This window comes from Rathayibacter sp. VKM Ac-2835 (assembly GCF_013266705.1).
In the GTDB taxonomy this organism is placed as follows: Bacteria; Actinomycetota; Actinomycetes; order Actinomycetales; family Microbacteriaceae; genus Rathayibacter.
In genome coordinates this window covers 1-13990 of the sequence record NZ_JABSNQ010000004.1, presented here as the reverse complement: position 1 = coordinate 13990, position 13990 = coordinate 1, and the positions used below count along the sequence as shown (strand labels likewise).

Below are 13990 nucleotides of genomic sequence, written 5' to 3'. Positions count from 1 at the left end.
GTCAGTCCGTCTGAACCCGCACGGTGTCGCCGTCGAGGGTGAACCGGAGGCCGGTGCCCTCGCCGAACTCGGCGACGAGCTCCTCCGGCATGCCGTTCCGCACGGTCGTCTGGGCGACGGCGGGGAAGGACCCGGCGCTGCAGCCGTTGACGACGAGGCCTCCGTCGTCCGACTCGGTCGGAACGGCGACGAGGCACTGATCGGGGCTCGTCGGCGGTCCGCCGCCCGAGCTGCGGAGCAGGATCAGTCCGTGGAAGTCCTCGGTGGCGACGACGTCCGCGAAGCCGCTCCCGGTCCAGCGGTCCGACGCGGACAGCGGCAGGACGGCCACGACGGGATCGGCGGAGCCGGTGACCCACACCGTGGCTGCGGACGCGACGACCGCCGTCGTCACGACGGACAGAGCCCAGAGGACGGTGACCCGTCTGCGGATCCGGCCGGCGACCGCGGGTGGCGGCGGTTCGGGGGACGGCGGTACAGGGGCCGAGGTCTCGGGCGCCTCTGCCGGCTCGCGGTGCGGCTCGTGAGGATCCGGGTGCGCCGGCCCCGGGGCCGCCCGCCCCTCCAGCAGCCGCAGCCGCGCCTGCTCGGGAGCCTCGAGCTCCGGGCCGGCCCCTCGCCCGTAGGCCCGCCTCCGCAGCTCCGCGAGCTCTCGCCGCTCCGACTCGTCCATCTGCTGCATCCTGTCAGCGCGCCCGTCCGGACGGAACACCCCGCCGCCGCAGCTCCGCGCCGGTCACTGCGCCGGCAGGTCGCGCTGGCGTGAGACGGAGGAGCGCCCTCGGCTGCCTGAGCGCGTCCTCACTCGGATATCGTGGATCAGCGACGACAGTCGAGTGAGGGGACGCCATGACGCGGATGACGGCACTTCTCCGGAGGCTGTTCCGCCGTGAGCCGCTCGTGCTCCCCGAGGATCCGTTCGGTGAGCCCGGCGGTCCTGTCGCCCGGACGCAGACCCCGGACTCCGTCGCCTTCACGCAGCTCCCCGTGAACACGATGCGGACCGGCTGACCGGCCGGCATCGGTCCCGTGGTCGTCTCGTTCGAGGTCGTCACCCGCTCGTCGCTGCCCGTCGCCGAGCTGTTCGATCGCGCGCGGAGCATCGACCTGCACACCGAGTCGCAGGCGGCGTCGGAGGAGCGCGCCGTCGGCGGGGTGGTCAGCGGCACCATCGGCCTCGGCGAGGAGGTGACCTGGCGGGCCCGCCACTTCGGCGTCCCCCTCCGGCTGACCAGCCGGATCACCGCCTTTGACGCGCCGCACTCCTTCACGGACGAGCAGACCCGCGGTCCGTTCCGCAGCTTCCGGCACGAGCACCGATTCGAGGCGGACGGCGGCGGCTCAGTGATGACCGACAGGGTCTCCTTCCGGGCCCCGTTCGGCGTCCTCGGCCGGATCGCGGAGCGACTCGTCCTCGCGCGCTACCTGCGCCGCCTGATCGAGGAGCGCGGCGCGTTCCTCGCGGGCGCGGAACGTCAGGAGTGACCGGCTCACGACGCGATACTCCCGCCGGTGGAGTATTGTTCCCGTCATGCCCGACGAGATGCGAGAGACGACCTTCTGGATCCTGACCGCGCTCGCGCTCGGGCGCCGACACGGCTACGCGCTGCTGCAGGAGATCCAGGAGGAGTCGGAGGGCCGCGTCCGCCTGCGGGTCACGACCCTGTACGCGGCGCTCGAGCGTCTGGAGTCGGAGCGCCTCATCTCCCCCGACGGCGACGAGCGGATCAACGGCCGCGTGCGGCGCTACTTCCGGCTGACCGACACCGGCCGATCCGCCCTGGGCGCGGAGGTCGCCCGGATGGAGGCGAGCGCCGCCCGAGCGCGGCTCAACCTCGGGCTCTCGCCGGCCGCCGCGCTCTGACCCGACCACCCTTCGAAGGAGAACGGTATGACGACGAACGAGGACGCGAGGCGCACAGACCGGTTCCGCCGAGCGCTGCGCTGGTACCCGGCCGCCTGGCGGAGCGAGCACGGCGAGGTGCTGCTCGGGATCCTGCTGGACGAGGCCGACGACCGGGGACGCCGCTCCCCCGGCATCGGGCAGCGGATCACCCTCGCGGTCGGCGGTCTGCGCCATCGCCTCCGATCGACGGCCGGGCGATCTCCGTCGACGGTCATCCCCCTCGCCCTCGCCACGGCGTTCTTCGTCTTCTCCACCGTCGTGAACCGGTCCCCCGGCATCAGCTACCCGGGTGCGATCGGGCCGTTCACCAATCCCTCCTTCGTCGCCGGAGCGCTCTTCGCGATCGCCCTCTGCCTGGCCCTCGCCGGCCGGACCGGCGCCGCGCGGATCACCGCGCTGCTCGCCGCCACCACCGAGCTGAGCATCGCGCTCGTCGCGGCGTCGGCCGGCTGGCTCGGTCCCGGCCTCTCGACGGCCGGGCCGGTGGCCGCGCTCGGCGTCCTCGCGGTCGTGCCGTGGCGCGGCCGAGTGTCGGCGGCGATGTCGGTCGTCCTGCTGGTCGGGCTGTCGGCGCTGCTGATCCTCATCGACGCCCTCGGCGCGACGGTTCTCACGGACGTCCCGGCCGCCAGGGCCGTCCTGCCGCTGCCCGTCATCGCCGCCGTGCTGGTCGCGCTCGCTCTGGCCGCACGCCGAGCGACGCGCCTCGAGCGGAGGCTCCCCGGCGGGCTCACCGCCTGACGGGCGCGCGAGGTGTTCCTGGACGTCGAGGCGGCCCGTCGCGCCATGACGTCTCGAAGGTTCGGGGACGCCTCGTCGTGGGCGACGCCCGCACGACCGGCGCGGTGCGCGAGACGGAGGACGAGCCGGTCGCACTCGCTCCTGCGGGCCCCGCGCCGACTGTCCGGCTCCTCCACAGGGCGGTTCGGCGGTCTCTCCTCGGAACGTGGCTGGGGCCGTGCGGGTGTCGGTGGTCTGCGTTCGAATACGTGTCGGCCGTTCATGCTGATCGAGTAGCCCGCGCAGCGGGCGTATCGAGATCCACCCTGCCCTGAGCCGGACCCCGGCCCGCGCTGCGCGCTGCAGGGCGGACCTGTGAGCGGCTGCGGCGACCGGATCTCGAAGCAGAACGGCAGGAGCGTGTCCCTCCACGCGGGCCGACCGCGACGACCAGCAGGGGTGCCCCGGCAGGGTGTTCCCTCCGTCCGCAGCGCGCTCGTAGCCTGAGCCCACCCGACGAGAGGACGACGACGTGAACCCGGACCTGGACGACCTGCTCGCCGCGCTCGACGCGCAGCAGACCATCGAGGGCGGCTCCCCGCTGCACGCGGCGATGCACGCCGCCAGCCAGGAGGCGCTGCGCATCACCGCCGAGCTCAACAGCGGCTACCACCGGCCCGAGCGCGTGCGCGAGCTGCTCGCGGAGCTGACCGGCCGGCCGATCGACGAGTCGGTGACGCTCTTCCCGCCGCTCCGCGCCGACTTCGGCCGGAACATCCGGCTGGGCGCGCGCGTCTTCCTCAATTCGGGCTGCGCCTTCCAGGACCAGGGCGGCGTCACGATCGGCGACGACTGCCTCATCGGGCACGACGTCGTCTTCGCGACGCTGAACCACGACCTCGATCCCGGCCGCCGGGGCGACCTGCACCCTGAGCGGATCGTCGTCGGCGCCAACGTCTGGATCGGCGCCAAGGCGACCCTGCTCCCCGGCGTCACGGTCGGCGACGACGCGGTGATCGCCGCCGCGGCGGTCGTCACGAAGGACGTCCCGGCGGGTGCCGTCGTCGTCGGTGCCCCCGCCCGCGTGGTGCGGAACGTGCGCGAGCACCCCGCTGCCGGAACAGGCGACTGACGCGGCGGCTCAGGCGGGCCTGCTCACCGAGCGCGAGTGCGGGTCGTGCGCGGTCCTGCGGTGACGGCGTCCGCATCCGACACGATCTCCTCCGCGACCGCGTCGACGGACCTGTCGTCGGCGAGGGCGTGCGCGCGCAGCAGCAGGAGCGCGTCCCGGGGCGAGGTGCGGTAGCGCGTGGCGAGGATGTCCGACGCGCGGCGCAGGCTCTCCGGCGCTCGCGCCTCCCCGAGGTCGTCGCGCCCGCTCGCGGGCACCACGGCGCTCAGGACCCCGAGCGACGTCCGCGCCGTCCTGGCGGCGAGCTCCTCGACCAGCCCCTCGCCGAGCGGGCCGGCCGTGCGGGAGTAGAGGTCGACGGCGCCCACGGGCAGCCCGGCGACGACGAGGGGGAAGGCGAACACGGCGCGGATGTCGATGGCGCCGACGGCCTCGCTGAAGACGGGCCAGCGGTCCTCGGAGCCGGCGTCGACCATCGCGACCGGGGCGGCGGCGGCGATCGCGTCCCAGCACGGCCCCTGCCGGAGCTCGAGCTGGATCTCGTCCAGGCGCAGCGCGAGGGGATCGCTGGCGGCGACGGTCGCGGCGCCGAAAGGACTGCCGATGGTCGAGATCGCCACCCCGTCGATCGGGCCGCACCGCAGGTACGGCTCGCAGAGCGCCGCGCCGTCCACGGTCGGTGGGCGGAGGCGCCGCAGCTGCTGCCCGACGTGCCGGGCGAGGCCGGGATGGATCCCGCCGGACGGGGAGAGCACGGCGAGCAGTTCGTCGATGACGGCGTCCGCGGGATCGCTCACGGTCGCACCCTTCCTGCCGAGGACCCGGGACGGACCCCTCACGCAGGGTCCGGGCGCGAGGAACGATCGGGAGAAACGTTAGAAGTGGCCGCGAATCGTGTCGAGGACATTGACAGGATCGTGTTTTCGACTATTCCCCGTGCGCCGGATCCGTGCGCCGTCGATCACTCGGACGGAACGGCGCAGGTCTCCTCGGCGGCGGTCTGCCCGGCGGCGTCGAGGGGGTCAGCAGCCGGGGCAGGCGCAGCCGGGGCAGGCCCAGCGGTGACAGGCGCAGCGGTGCCCGGATCGGCCGGCGCCTCGGCGGGCGGAGCGGGCTGCTCCTCCGCGGGAGTCGACGCGAGCGTCACCGGCTCGTAGTTCAGCACGCGGGCCATCAGCTCGCCGCCGAGGACCGCGTCGGGGACGACCTTGCCGGGCCGGTCCGGGTCGTCGAGTGCCGGGTACTGCACGAACACCATCTGCGCGAGATCGACGTCCTCGAGGGCCAGCGCGAGCGAGATCATCGTCGACGGGTTCGTCAGCGTGGTCGAGAGGTGGACGTTCGAGGACACGGCCTGCGCGAGTCCGTAGAGCTCCGGGACGTTCGAGAGCGTGTCGGCCGAGCGGACCGTGCGCATCAGCGAGGCCAGATACTGCTGCTGCGAGGAGATCCGGCTGAGATCGCTCTCGTCGCCGACGCCGTGCCGGGTCCGCAGGAAGGCGAGCGCGGTCGCACCCGAGACGGTGCTCGTGCCCGCGGGCAGGTCGACCCCGGAGTCGGTGTCGCGGATCGGCCCGGTGAGGCAGATCGGCACTCCCCCGACGGCGTTGCTCATCTCGATCACGCCGTTGAAGGAGACCCAGCCGGCGTAGGGCACGGTCAGGCCGGTGAACTGCTGCACCGTGTCGTTGACGCAGGAGAGCCCGCCGTGCTCGAAGGCGGAGTTGAGCGGCACGTCGGCGGTCGCCTCCGTGACCTCGCCCGTCTCCGGATCGGTGCAGGCCGGGCGGTCGAGCACGAGGTCGCGCGGGAAGCTGATCACCGTCGCGCTGCGGTGGTCGGCGGAGACGTGCAGCAGGATCGTGACGTCGTTGAGCGTGGCGTCGCGGACCCCGAAGGCGTCGCCCTGCACCGCGTCGTTGTCGGTGCCGACGATGAGGACAGTGAACCCGCCCTCGATCGCGCCGAGCTGCACCGCCTGCGGCTCCGAGGAGGGCGCGACGCCGAGCTCGACCGCGTTGCCCGCGACGTTGCTCGTGATGCTGGCCGTGGCGATCGCGACCAGGCAGGTTCCGCTCACCGCGAGGACCGCGACGGTCGCCGCCACGCCGAGCAGCAGACTCCGGAGGCCGGAGCGCGGCCTCAGCCGTCCGTGCCGCGCACCGCCCGTCGTCGTCATCCGTCCCTGCCACCCCCGCAGCTCGTGCAGCCGTCCGCGCGGCGGAAGAGCCGCGGTCGCCCGGTCAGTGTGCGGATCCGCCTGACACGGGTGGCGGACGGCGGCGGGTGACGCGCGCCGCGCCCGGTACGCTCGTCAGCGGATCCTGAGGGAGGCGACCGGTGCTGGAGACGATCCTGGAGGCTCTCTCCCTCATCACGCTCCCGCTGGGGCTGCTCTTCCTGTTCGCGGCGTTCGTAGGGCTGCTGATCGACGGGCGGTGGTCGACGACGACCGCCTACCTCGAGGACGGGCCGCCTCGCGCGCTGCACTGGGTCACCCGCGCCGGCGAGGTCCGGTCGAGGCCGCTCACCGCCGACGATCCGCTGACGCCGGTCGGCTCGGACCAGCGCGAGGTCTACTACCGCGAGGAGGACCCGGAGCGGATCCGGCTGCACCGCCGCGCCGATCCGGTGCGAGCGCTGCGGCTGACCGGTCTGATCCTGGTCGGCACCGGCGTCGTCTGCGGGATCGTCTCGACGGCACTGGCGATCCTCGGGAGCTGAAGCAGCGCCGCGTCTTGGGGCTCAGGCGGGCGCTCAGGCCTCCGGGCGCCGCTCGTCGTCGATGGCGCGACGGTGCGCCTCGTCCTCGCGGTCGAGGGCGGCAGCGCTCGACGGGGTGATGACGCCGGCCCGCCGCAGCGCGCTCGTCACGGCGGCGCGCACGACGAAGAAGACCGCGACGAGGACGAGCGCGAACCAGAACAGGTTGATCAGGAGTCCGGTGAGCAGGGTGCCGATGCTGGGTTCCATGCTCTCCACGGTAGCCGGGCGACTCGCCGGCGGCTCAGCGCCAGTGCGCGAGCGTCGCCTCCATCAGCAGCCGCGCGCGGGAGAGCTGCCCGCGGACGACCGTCGCGCTGACGCCGAGCTCCGCGGCGATGTCGTCGTAGCTGCGCTGCTGCAGCTGGCGGAGCTCCCAGCAGCGGCGCTGGAGCTCGGGCATCCGGCCGAGCACGTCCCGGGCCTCGGCGACGAGGGCGGCGCGCTCGGAGACCGCGGTCGGGCAGTGGTCGAGCGACTCGGGCAGGTCCTGCTCCAGCTCGGCGTGGTTCTGGTGATCGGTCGAGCGGAGCCGGTCGTAGCAGCGGCGGCGCACGGTGGTGAGCAGCCAGCCGACGATGGTCTCGCCGTCGATCACGCTGTCCATGTGCGTCCACGCGGCGAGGAACGTCTCCTGCACCACGTCGTCGACCTCGCTCGAGGCGCGCAGGATCCGCAGCGCGGTCGCGCGCAGCAGCGAGGTGTGCCGACGGACGATCTCGGCGAAGGCGCGGTCGTCGCCCGAGGCGGAGCGGATGACGAGCAGCCGGTCCGAATCCGGCGGGAGCAGCGGCAGGGCCGGGGCGGCGACGGTGGGTGAGCGGGGGGCGAGGACGGTAGCGAGCATGCGGGCTCCGGTCGTGAGGTTGATGTGTATGCATCATTCGGAGCAGGCCGGGGAGCGGATGGCGGAGGAGGCCGCCCTGGCGGGACGTGACGGCCCCGGCATCGCGTCGAGGCCGATCCTGTGGGCCTGCGCAGGCCCCGCCGATCGAGCGCACCGCGGGCGTCCGGGACGAGGCGGTCCCGCGGTGACGGTGGTCTTCTCTACGCTCGGGTGGTGCGCCCTCCTCGTCTCCACCAGCAGCGTCCCCGCCGGCCGCGGCTCCTCCGGCAGCTCGCCGGCACGCTGAGCGGGCAGCGTCCTGCCGCCCCGGTCAGCCGGCGCTCGCAGCGCGCCGTCCTCGCCGAGCAGACCGTGCGCGGCGTGCTCGAGCTGGCGGTGCGGCTCGGCGAGACCCTGCTCTCGCTGGGGTCCGCCGCAGCGGAGGTCACCGAGACCATCGAGCGCGTCTGCCGTGCCTACGGCATCGAGGTGCAGGTCGACCTCACCTTCACCTCGATCCTGGTCGTGCACGACGGGAGCGAGGACTCGCCCAGCGTGAGCGTGCTGCGCGTCGTGGCCTCCCGCAGCGCCGACTACGAGCGGCTCGCCCGGGTGACGGCACTGGTCACCGCGATCACCGACGGGTCCCCCGAGGTGCGGGTCGCCGACACCGTCGACTCGACCGCCGCGCGCGACGAGGCCCGGCAGCAGTTCGAGGCGGCGCACGAGCGGCTCGACGCGATCCTCGTCCAGCCGCACCGCTACCGGCGCAGCGTCGTCACGCTCACCCTCGCGGTGATGGCCGCGGGCGTCGCGATCCTGCTCGGCGGCGGACCGCTCATCGTGCTCCTCGCCGCGCTCACGACCGCCGCGATCGACGGCGTCAACCAGCTGCTCGGCCGCTGGGGGCTGCCCGCCTTCTTCCAGCAGATCGCCGGAGCCGCGCTCGCGACCGGCGTGGCGGTGCTGCTGCTCGCGGTCGTGCCGCAGCTGCCGGTCGAGTTCGCCGTGCTGCCGCCGGCGCTGGTGGTCGCCTCCGGAGTCGTCGTGCTGCTCGCCGGGCTCTCCTTCGTGGGAGCGGCGGACGACGCCATCAACGGCTTCCCGATCACGGCCGGCGGCCGGCTGCTCGAGGTCGGGCTGCTGACCCTCGGCATCGTCGTCGGCATCGCCGCCGTGCTCGACGGCGCGCGCACCCTCGGCGTCGAGCTGGTGCTGGTCGACTCCTACGCCCGCCCCTGGCCGGCCGGTGTGCAGGTCCTCGGCGCAGGCATCGCCGCGGGAGCCTGGGCGCTCTCGTCGCACACGCCCCCGCGGCCGGCGCTCGTCGCCGCGCTCACCGGCGCGGGAGCATGGGTCGCCTCCGACGCGCTGAGCGGGCTGGGCGCCGCGCCGCTGCTGGCCAGCGCCGTGCCCGCGATCGTGATCGGCCTGCTCGGCGAGACCCTGGCCGAGCGCTGGCGCGTGCCCGCCGTGGTGACCACCGCCTGCGGCATCGTGCCGCTGCTCCCGGGCCTCACCCTCTACCGCGGCGTGCTCGACCTCACCTCCGGCCGCGGCCCCGAGGGCGGGATCGAGCTGCTGCTCCAGGCGGGCATGATCGCGATCGGCCTCGCGGGCGGCGTCACCCTCGGCCGCATCGCCTACCGGCGGCTGCGCACTCCGGTCGTCCGCGCCGTGGCGCCGGTGCGCGCGCGCCACTCCCCGAGTCCGGAGCAGGCGCCGACCGCGGAGGAGCCGCTCGCGCGCACGGGCACGATGCCGATCATCAGCACGATCGGCGTGACCGAGCCGACGGAGGACGACCTCGCCGGCGGGGCTGCGCCGGCGAAGGACTGACGCCCGGCCTCACTTGCTCGCGATGCGGCCGATCGCTCCCTCCTCGAGGAAAGCCGTCCGCGCCGCCGCCCAGCTGCCCGCGTCGACGCCGAGAGCGGTGCGGAGGTACGCCGTGGTCAGCCGCTGGATCGCGGCCAGGCGCGCGGGATCCGCGTCCGTCGTCTCGGCGACCTCCTCGCCGACGATGCCGCCGAGCGAGTGCTCGCCGCCGTGCAGGGTGAGCAGATCGGTCGCGCCGGGGCTCTGCGCGTAGGCGTCGGTGAACCAGCCCGGCCCGCGCCGGGAGAGCCTCGACTGATCGCGGTCTCCCGCGACGACGAGGGTCGGCGTGCTCAGCTGCGCGAAGGAGGGGCGGAGGAAGGGGAAGGCCGCCTGCGCGAACGGCTCGAGGTCGTCGCCGGCGACGCCCGTCGTGGCGAGCAGGACGCCGGCGCGCACCCGGCCGTCGGAGCGGTCCGGGCTGAGGGAGTCGCCCTCCTCGACGATCCGGGCGCCGAGCAGCGTCTGCGCCGTCTGCGCGCCCCAGGAGTGCCCGGCGACGGCGACGCGGCTGCGGTCGACCCGCCCGGCGAGACCGGGCAGGGCGGCCTCGAGGACCTCGAGCCGGTCGAGCACGTGGGTGAGATCGGCGATCCGCTGCTCCCAGATCGTCGGGAAGACGGGGTGGTCGAAGCCGAAGCCGTTCCGCCGCGAGTCCAGGTGCGTCGGCTGGATCACGACGAAGCCGCGCGAGGCCCAGAACGCGGTGAGCGGCGCGTAGCCGTCGTGGTTCCAGCCGTCGCCGTGCGAGAAGAGCACGACGGGGAGGTCCGTGCCGGTCGCCGGAGCGGAGATCCGCACGGTGAGCGGGACGGGGCGGCCCGGAGCGTCGAGCTCGACAGGGGCGACCGAGACGACGGGGAGTGCCTCGGGGAGGATGGTGGGGAGGGTGCTGGTCATGCTGGTGCCTTCCGGTCCGCGCTCTGCGATACTGCTTATCGGAGCGACGTTCCGCAACGATACGGAGCGGCGTTCCGTTAAGCAAGTGGTGCGCACGAAGCAAGGAGCAGCAGTGACGGAACAGAACGCCACCGGCCCGGCGGTCCCCCGCGTGGGCCGCCCCCGGCGCGACTCCCAGGCCCTGCTCGACGCGGCCGCGGCGGTCTTCGTCGAGTCCGGCGTCGACGCTCCCGTTCGCGAGATCGCGACGCGCGCCGGCGTGGGGACGGGCACGATCTACCGGCACTTCCCCACCCGCGCGGATCTCGTGATCGCCGTCTACCGGCACCAGGTCGAGGCCTGCGCTGAAGCCGGGCCGCGACTCCTCGCCGAGAGCGACTCGCCCGAGGCGGCGCTCCGGGAGTGGCTGGCGCTGTTCGTCGACTTCCTGGTCACCAAGCACGGGCTGCCGGACGCGCTGCAGGGCGACGGCGCAGGCTCGGACGCCCTGCACGCGTTCTTCACCGACCGGCTGGTGCCGGTCTGCGCGACGCTGCTCGAGGCGGCGCTCTCGCCGGACGCGCCACCCGTCGAGGCGTACGGCCTGCTTCGCGGCATCGGCAACCTCTGCATCGGCGGCGCGGGCGACCCGCGCTACGACACGGACGCCCTCGTGCAGCTGCTCGTCACCGGTGTCCTGGCGCGCGGCGGCTCCTGAGGCGTGGCCCCTCAGTCGCCGAAGCGGGTCTCCTTGTGCGGGGCGCCGGCGCGGTCGTAGGTCGTCCAGACACCGATCCGGCGCCCGCGATCGAACGAGCCGCTCCGAAGCGGGGTGCCGTCCAGTCGGAACCACTGCCAGTGCCCGTGCATCTCGCCGTCGAGCGTCGCGCCGCGGGCGCGCAGGCTCCCGTCCCGGTGCAGGACCTCCTGGGGTTCCGGCTCGCGCCTCGGATCCGGCTCGCTCATCGGTACCGGCTCGCTCATCGGTCGATGGTCGCCATGTTGCCCTCGTCGTGACGAGCGCCGGCCGCGGGGGTGAGCCGGTCGAGCCGGTCGAGCTGATCGACGGTGAGGACGACGGCGTCGGCGGCGGTGTTCTCCTCAACGCGCGCGACGCGGCGGGTGCCGGGGATCGGCGCGATGTCGTCTCCGCGGGTGAGGATCCAGGCGAGGGCCGTCTGCGCGGGCGTCGCCCCGACCTCCGCGCCGATCGCGCGGACCTCGTCGACGATCGCGAGGTTGCGGGCGAAGTTCTCCCCGGTGAAGCGCGGGTTCGTCTTCCGCCAGTCGTCGTCGGCGAAGTCGTCCACGGTGCGGATCGAGCCGGTCAGCAGCCCGTGGCCGAGCGGCGAATAAGGGACGAAGCCGATGCCGAGCTCGCGCAGCACGGGGAGGATCTCGTCCTCGACGTCGCGGGTCCAGAGCGAGTACTCGGTCTGCAGCGCGGAGACCGGCTGCACGGCGTGGGCCCGGCGGATCGTCGCGGCGCTCGCCTCGGAGAGGCCGAAGTGCAGCACCGTGCCCTCGGCGACGAGCTCGGCGACGGCGCCGGCGACGTCCTCGATCGGCGTGTGCGGGTCGACGCGGTGCTGGTACCAGAGGTCGATGCGGTCGGTGCCGAGTCGCCGCAGCGACCCCTCGACCGCGAGCCGGATGTTCGCGGGGCTGCTGTCGATCGTGCCGGGACCGCCGCCCTCGTGCGAGACGAGGCCGAACTTCGTGGCGAGGACCACCTCGTCCCGGCGGCCGGCGACGGCGCGGCCGACCACCTCCTCGCTGTGGAACGGGCCGTAGATCTCCGCGGTGTCGAGGTGGGTGACGCCGAGGTCGAGCGCGCGGTGGATCGTCGCGATCGATTCGCTGTCGTCGAGGGCGCCCTCGGAGGTGTAGGTGCCGGCCATGGTCATCGCGCCGAGGCCGAGGCGGGAGACGGTCAGGCCGCCGAGTCGTGCGTTCTTCATCAGAGGGTTCTTCCTGTCGGAGGGGCGGCGGGGGTCGGTGAGGTGGCGGCTGCGTCGCCCTGCCGTCGGAGGGTCAGATTGGCCAGGAGCTGGAGGCCGTCGGCCGAGGCGGAACCGGGCTCGGCGCTGAACACGAGCACCTGGAGTCCGGGCTGGGAGGCGAGCTCGAGCGTCTCGAACGAGAGCGAGAGGTCGCCGACGACGGGGTGGTGCACGTCCTTCGTCCCCGTGCGGTGCTCCCGGACGTCGTGCGACGACCACAGCGCGCGGAACACCGGGCTGGCGGACGCGAGCCGTTCGAGGAGGGCGGCCAGCTCCTGGTCGCGCGGCGAGCGGCCGGCCTCGCGGCGCAGGACCGCCACGAGCTGCTCGGCGGTTCCCTGCCAGTCGCGGTAGAACGAGCGGGCGCGGGCGTCGAGGAAGACGAAGCGGGCGGCGTTCGCGGGATCCTCGCCCGCCGCGAGCATCGGGGCGAACAGCGCTCGGCCGAGCGCGTTCGCCGCGACGGCGTCGAGGCGGCGGTTCTGCACGAACACCGGCACCGTCGACATCGCCGCGATCATCTGCTGGGCGCCGGGGCTCAGGCCGTCGCCGGGCCGGGCCGGCCGCTCGCGCCGCGGCTGCACGGCGGCGTTCGCCGCGCGGACCAGGTCGTCGAGGTGCGCGCGCTCGGTCTCGTTCAGGCGGAGCGCGCGGGCGAGACCGCCGAGGACGGACTCCGAGACGCCCAGGGCCTGGCCGCGCTCGAGGCGGCGGTAGTAGCCGGGGCTCACGCCGGCGAGAGCCGCGACCTCCTCGCGCCGCAGCCCGGCGACCCGGCGGCGGCCACCGACGTCGGGCAGCCCCGCCTCGGCGGGAGTCAGCCGGGCGCGGCGAGAGGCGAGGAAGCCCGCGATGTCCTCGTGCGCTGTGTCCATGCTCCGAACCTACGTCGCCGACGCGGATCGAGAGGGTCCCTGCTCGTGCCCCGCTCGCGGCGCAGTCCTGAGCGGGTCCGCTTGGATGGACAGGTGAACACGCTCCTCGTCGCCGCCCACCCCGACCACGACTCGCTGACCCTCGCCCTCGCCCGGCGGCTCGCGGAGGAGCTCGAGCCTGCCGTGCTCGCCGATCTCGCGGCGGAGGGCTTCGACCCGCGCTTCGGTCCGGACGACCGGCGCAGCTACCGTGTCGGCGGCGAGTACCCGGCCGACGTGCTCCGGGAGCAGCGCCGGCTCGACGCCGCCGAGCACCTGGTGCTGGTCTTCCCCGTCTACTGGTGGTCGATGCCGGCGCTGCTGAAGGGCTGGATCGACCGCGTCTTCGTGAACGGCTGGGCGTTCGAGATCGATCCGGTCGACGGGATGCGCCGGAACCTCGGCCGCCTCACGGTCCACCTCGTGCCGATCGCCGGAGACAGCGTCGGAGTGTACGAGCGCCACGGCTACGAGCACTCCCTCCGCACCCAGATCGAGCACGGCGTCGTCGACTACTGCGGCGCCGTCCGCGGCACGACCGTCTTCGTGCACGACTCCGAGCAGGAGGACGACGCCGCCCGCGCCGTGAGCGTCGACCGCGCCGTGGCGGCCGTCGTGGCGTCCGTCCGCGGTCGGGTGCCGGGCTCGTCCCTGCCGGCCGAGTAGCCGCCTCGGGCCGCGCTGCATGCTGGTCGAGCAGCCGCCTCCGGCCGCGCTGCATGCTGGTCGAGCAGCCGCCTCCGGCCGCGTATCGAGACCCACCATCACCGGACGTCCGAGAGCAAGCCTCCTCCCCAGTCCCCGATCCGGCGGCGCTCTCCCCGATCGGCCCGATGTCCCGCTCCGGTGTCGGTGGTCCCTGATTCAATACTCGTATGTCAGAAGACGAGAACGCGGCAGCACTCGCGGAGGTGCGCGACTGCTTCGACGACGCCGTGGCCGCCGAGCGCGCCGCCTCGCCGACACGCC

At 74.0% G+C, this 13990-nt stretch carries 18 protein-coding genes; 9 read left to right on the top strand and 9 right to left on the bottom strand.

The annotated features are described in order from the left end of the window. Position 1 precedes the first annotated feature (1 nt). A complete protein-coding gene (locus HRK28_RS16555) occupies positions 2–673 on the bottom strand; it encodes a hypothetical protein (protein WP_173252427.1) in 672 nt (223 codons plus the stop codon). Between the two features lie 176 nt (positions 674–849). Here HRK28_RS16555 and HRK28_RS16550 point away from each other — a divergent pair, with 176 nt between their 5' ends. The 5 genes from HRK28_RS16550 to HRK28_RS16530 all read left to right on the top strand — a co-directional run bounded on the left by HRK28_RS16550 (position 850) and on the right by HRK28_RS16530 (position 3758). Continuing rightward, on the top strand, positions 850–1011 hold the full coding sequence (locus HRK28_RS16550; protein WP_173252426.1) for a hypothetical protein: 162 nt from the start codon (positions 850–852) through the stop codon (positions 1009–1011). Between the two features lie 18 nt (positions 1012–1029). Next, the gene (locus HRK28_RS16545; RefSeq protein ID WP_173252425.1) at positions 1030–1485 is read left to right on the top strand and encodes an SRPBCC family protein; all 456 of its coding nucleotides are present in this window, start codon (positions 1030–1032) and stop codon (positions 1483–1485) included. A 46-nt stretch (positions 1486–1531) separates the two neighbouring features. Further along, positions 1532–1864, top strand: coding sequence for a PadR family transcriptional regulator (locus tag HRK28_RS16540; RefSeq protein WP_173252424.1), 333 nt, complete (start codon positions 1532–1534; stop codon positions 1862–1864). A 27-nt stretch (positions 1865–1891) separates the two neighbouring features. After that, positions 1892–2647 carry a hypothetical protein gene (locus tag HRK28_RS16535; RefSeq protein WP_173252423.1) on the top strand — a complete coding sequence of 252 codons (756 nt, stop codon included), beginning with the start codon at positions 1892–1894 and terminating at the stop codon, positions 2645–2647. Positions 2648–3158: 511 nt separating this feature from the next. Continuing rightward, positions 3159–3758 carry a DapH/DapD/GlmU-related protein gene (locus tag HRK28_RS16530; protein WP_367948456.1) on the top strand — a complete coding sequence of 200 codons (600 nt, stop codon included), beginning with the start codon at positions 3159–3161 and terminating at the stop codon, positions 3756–3758. 23 nt (positions 3759–3781) lie between these two features. On the opposite strand, the gene HRK28_RS16525 is transcribed toward HRK28_RS16530, so the two are convergent. Together HRK28_RS16525 and HRK28_RS16520 are read right to left on the bottom strand one after the other, a co-directional pair. Continuing rightward, positions 3782–4555, bottom strand: coding sequence for a transcriptional regulator (locus HRK28_RS16525; protein ID WP_173252422.1), 774 nt, complete (start codon positions 4553–4555; stop codon positions 3782–3784). Between the two features lie 164 nt (positions 4556–4719). Beyond that, on the bottom strand, positions 4720–5937 hold the full coding sequence (locus HRK28_RS16520; protein WP_173252421.1) for an LCP family protein: 1218 nt from the start codon (positions 5935–5937) through the stop codon (positions 4720–4722). A gap of 161 nt (positions 5938–6098) precedes the next feature. Between HRK28_RS16520 and HRK28_RS16515 the strand changes: the two genes are divergently transcribed. Then, positions 6099–6482: a hypothetical protein gene (locus tag HRK28_RS16515; protein ID WP_160089339.1), complete on the top strand. Its 384-nt coding sequence runs from the start codon at positions 6099–6101 to the stop codon at positions 6480–6482. 33 nt (positions 6483–6515) lie between these two features. On the opposite strand, the gene HRK28_RS16510 is transcribed toward HRK28_RS16515, so the two are convergent. Beyond that, positions 6516–6731 (bottom strand): hypothetical protein, encoded by a 216-nt coding sequence (locus HRK28_RS16510; RefSeq protein WP_160089337.1) that lies wholly within the window; start codon positions 6729–6731, stop codon positions 6516–6518. A 34-nt stretch (positions 6732–6765) separates the two neighbouring features. Beyond that, positions 6766–7368 (bottom strand): RNA polymerase sigma factor, encoded by a 603-nt coding sequence (locus tag HRK28_RS16505; RefSeq protein WP_173252420.1) that lies wholly within the window; start codon positions 7366–7368, stop codon positions 6766–6768. 213 nt (positions 7369–7581) lie between these two features. Here HRK28_RS16505 and HRK28_RS16500 point away from each other — a divergent pair, with 213 nt between their 5' ends. Continuing rightward, entirely contained in the window at positions 7582–9186 is a 1605-nt protein-coding gene (locus HRK28_RS16500) for a threonine/serine exporter family protein (RefSeq protein ID WP_173252419.1), read from the top strand. A 9-nt stretch (positions 9187–9195) separates the two neighbouring features. Here the strand turns inward: HRK28_RS16500 and HRK28_RS16495 are convergent, their stop codons facing one another. Further along, positions 9196–10125: an alpha/beta fold hydrolase gene (locus tag HRK28_RS16495; RefSeq protein WP_173252418.1), complete on the bottom strand. Its 930-nt coding sequence runs from the start codon at positions 10123–10125 to the stop codon at positions 9196–9198. A 112-nt stretch (positions 10126–10237) separates the two neighbouring features. On the opposite strand from HRK28_RS16495, the gene HRK28_RS16490 reads away from it, so the two are divergent. Beyond that, complete coding sequence (locus tag HRK28_RS16490; protein ID WP_367948455.1) at positions 10238–10822, top strand: TetR/AcrR family transcriptional regulator; 585 nt, start codon at positions 10238–10240, stop codon at positions 10820–10822. A gap of 11 nt (positions 10823–10833) precedes the next feature. On the opposite strand, the gene HRK28_RS16485 is transcribed toward HRK28_RS16490, so the two are convergent. Genes HRK28_RS16485 through HRK28_RS16475 form a run of 3 tightly spaced genes read right to left on the bottom strand, consistent with a single transcriptional unit; the run spans position 10834 to position 12982 of the window. Beyond that, positions 10834–11088, bottom strand: coding sequence for a toxin-antitoxin system YwqK family antitoxin (locus tag HRK28_RS16485; RefSeq protein ID WP_208543657.1), 255 nt, complete (start codon positions 11086–11088; stop codon positions 10834–10836). Then, positions 11085–12065, bottom strand: a complete 981-nt coding sequence (locus HRK28_RS16480; RefSeq protein ID WP_160089327.1) for an aldo/keto reductase — start codon at positions 12063–12065, stop codon at positions 11085–11087. The genes HRK28_RS16485 and HRK28_RS16480 overlap by 4 nt, the downstream gene beginning before the upstream one ends. Continuing rightward, positions 12065–12982 (bottom strand): helix-turn-helix domain-containing protein, encoded by a 918-nt coding sequence (locus tag HRK28_RS16475; RefSeq protein WP_160089325.1) that lies wholly within the window; start codon positions 12980–12982, stop codon positions 12065–12067. Before HRK28_RS16475 ends, HRK28_RS16480 begins: the two co-directional genes overlap by 1 nt. Before the next feature lie 93 nt (positions 12983–13075). Between HRK28_RS16475 and HRK28_RS16470 the strand changes: the two genes are divergently transcribed. After that, positions 13076–13687, top strand: coding sequence for an NAD(P)H-dependent oxidoreductase (locus HRK28_RS16470; RefSeq protein ID WP_173252416.1), 612 nt, complete (start codon positions 13076–13078; stop codon positions 13685–13687). Positions 13688–13990: the final 303 nt, after the last annotated feature.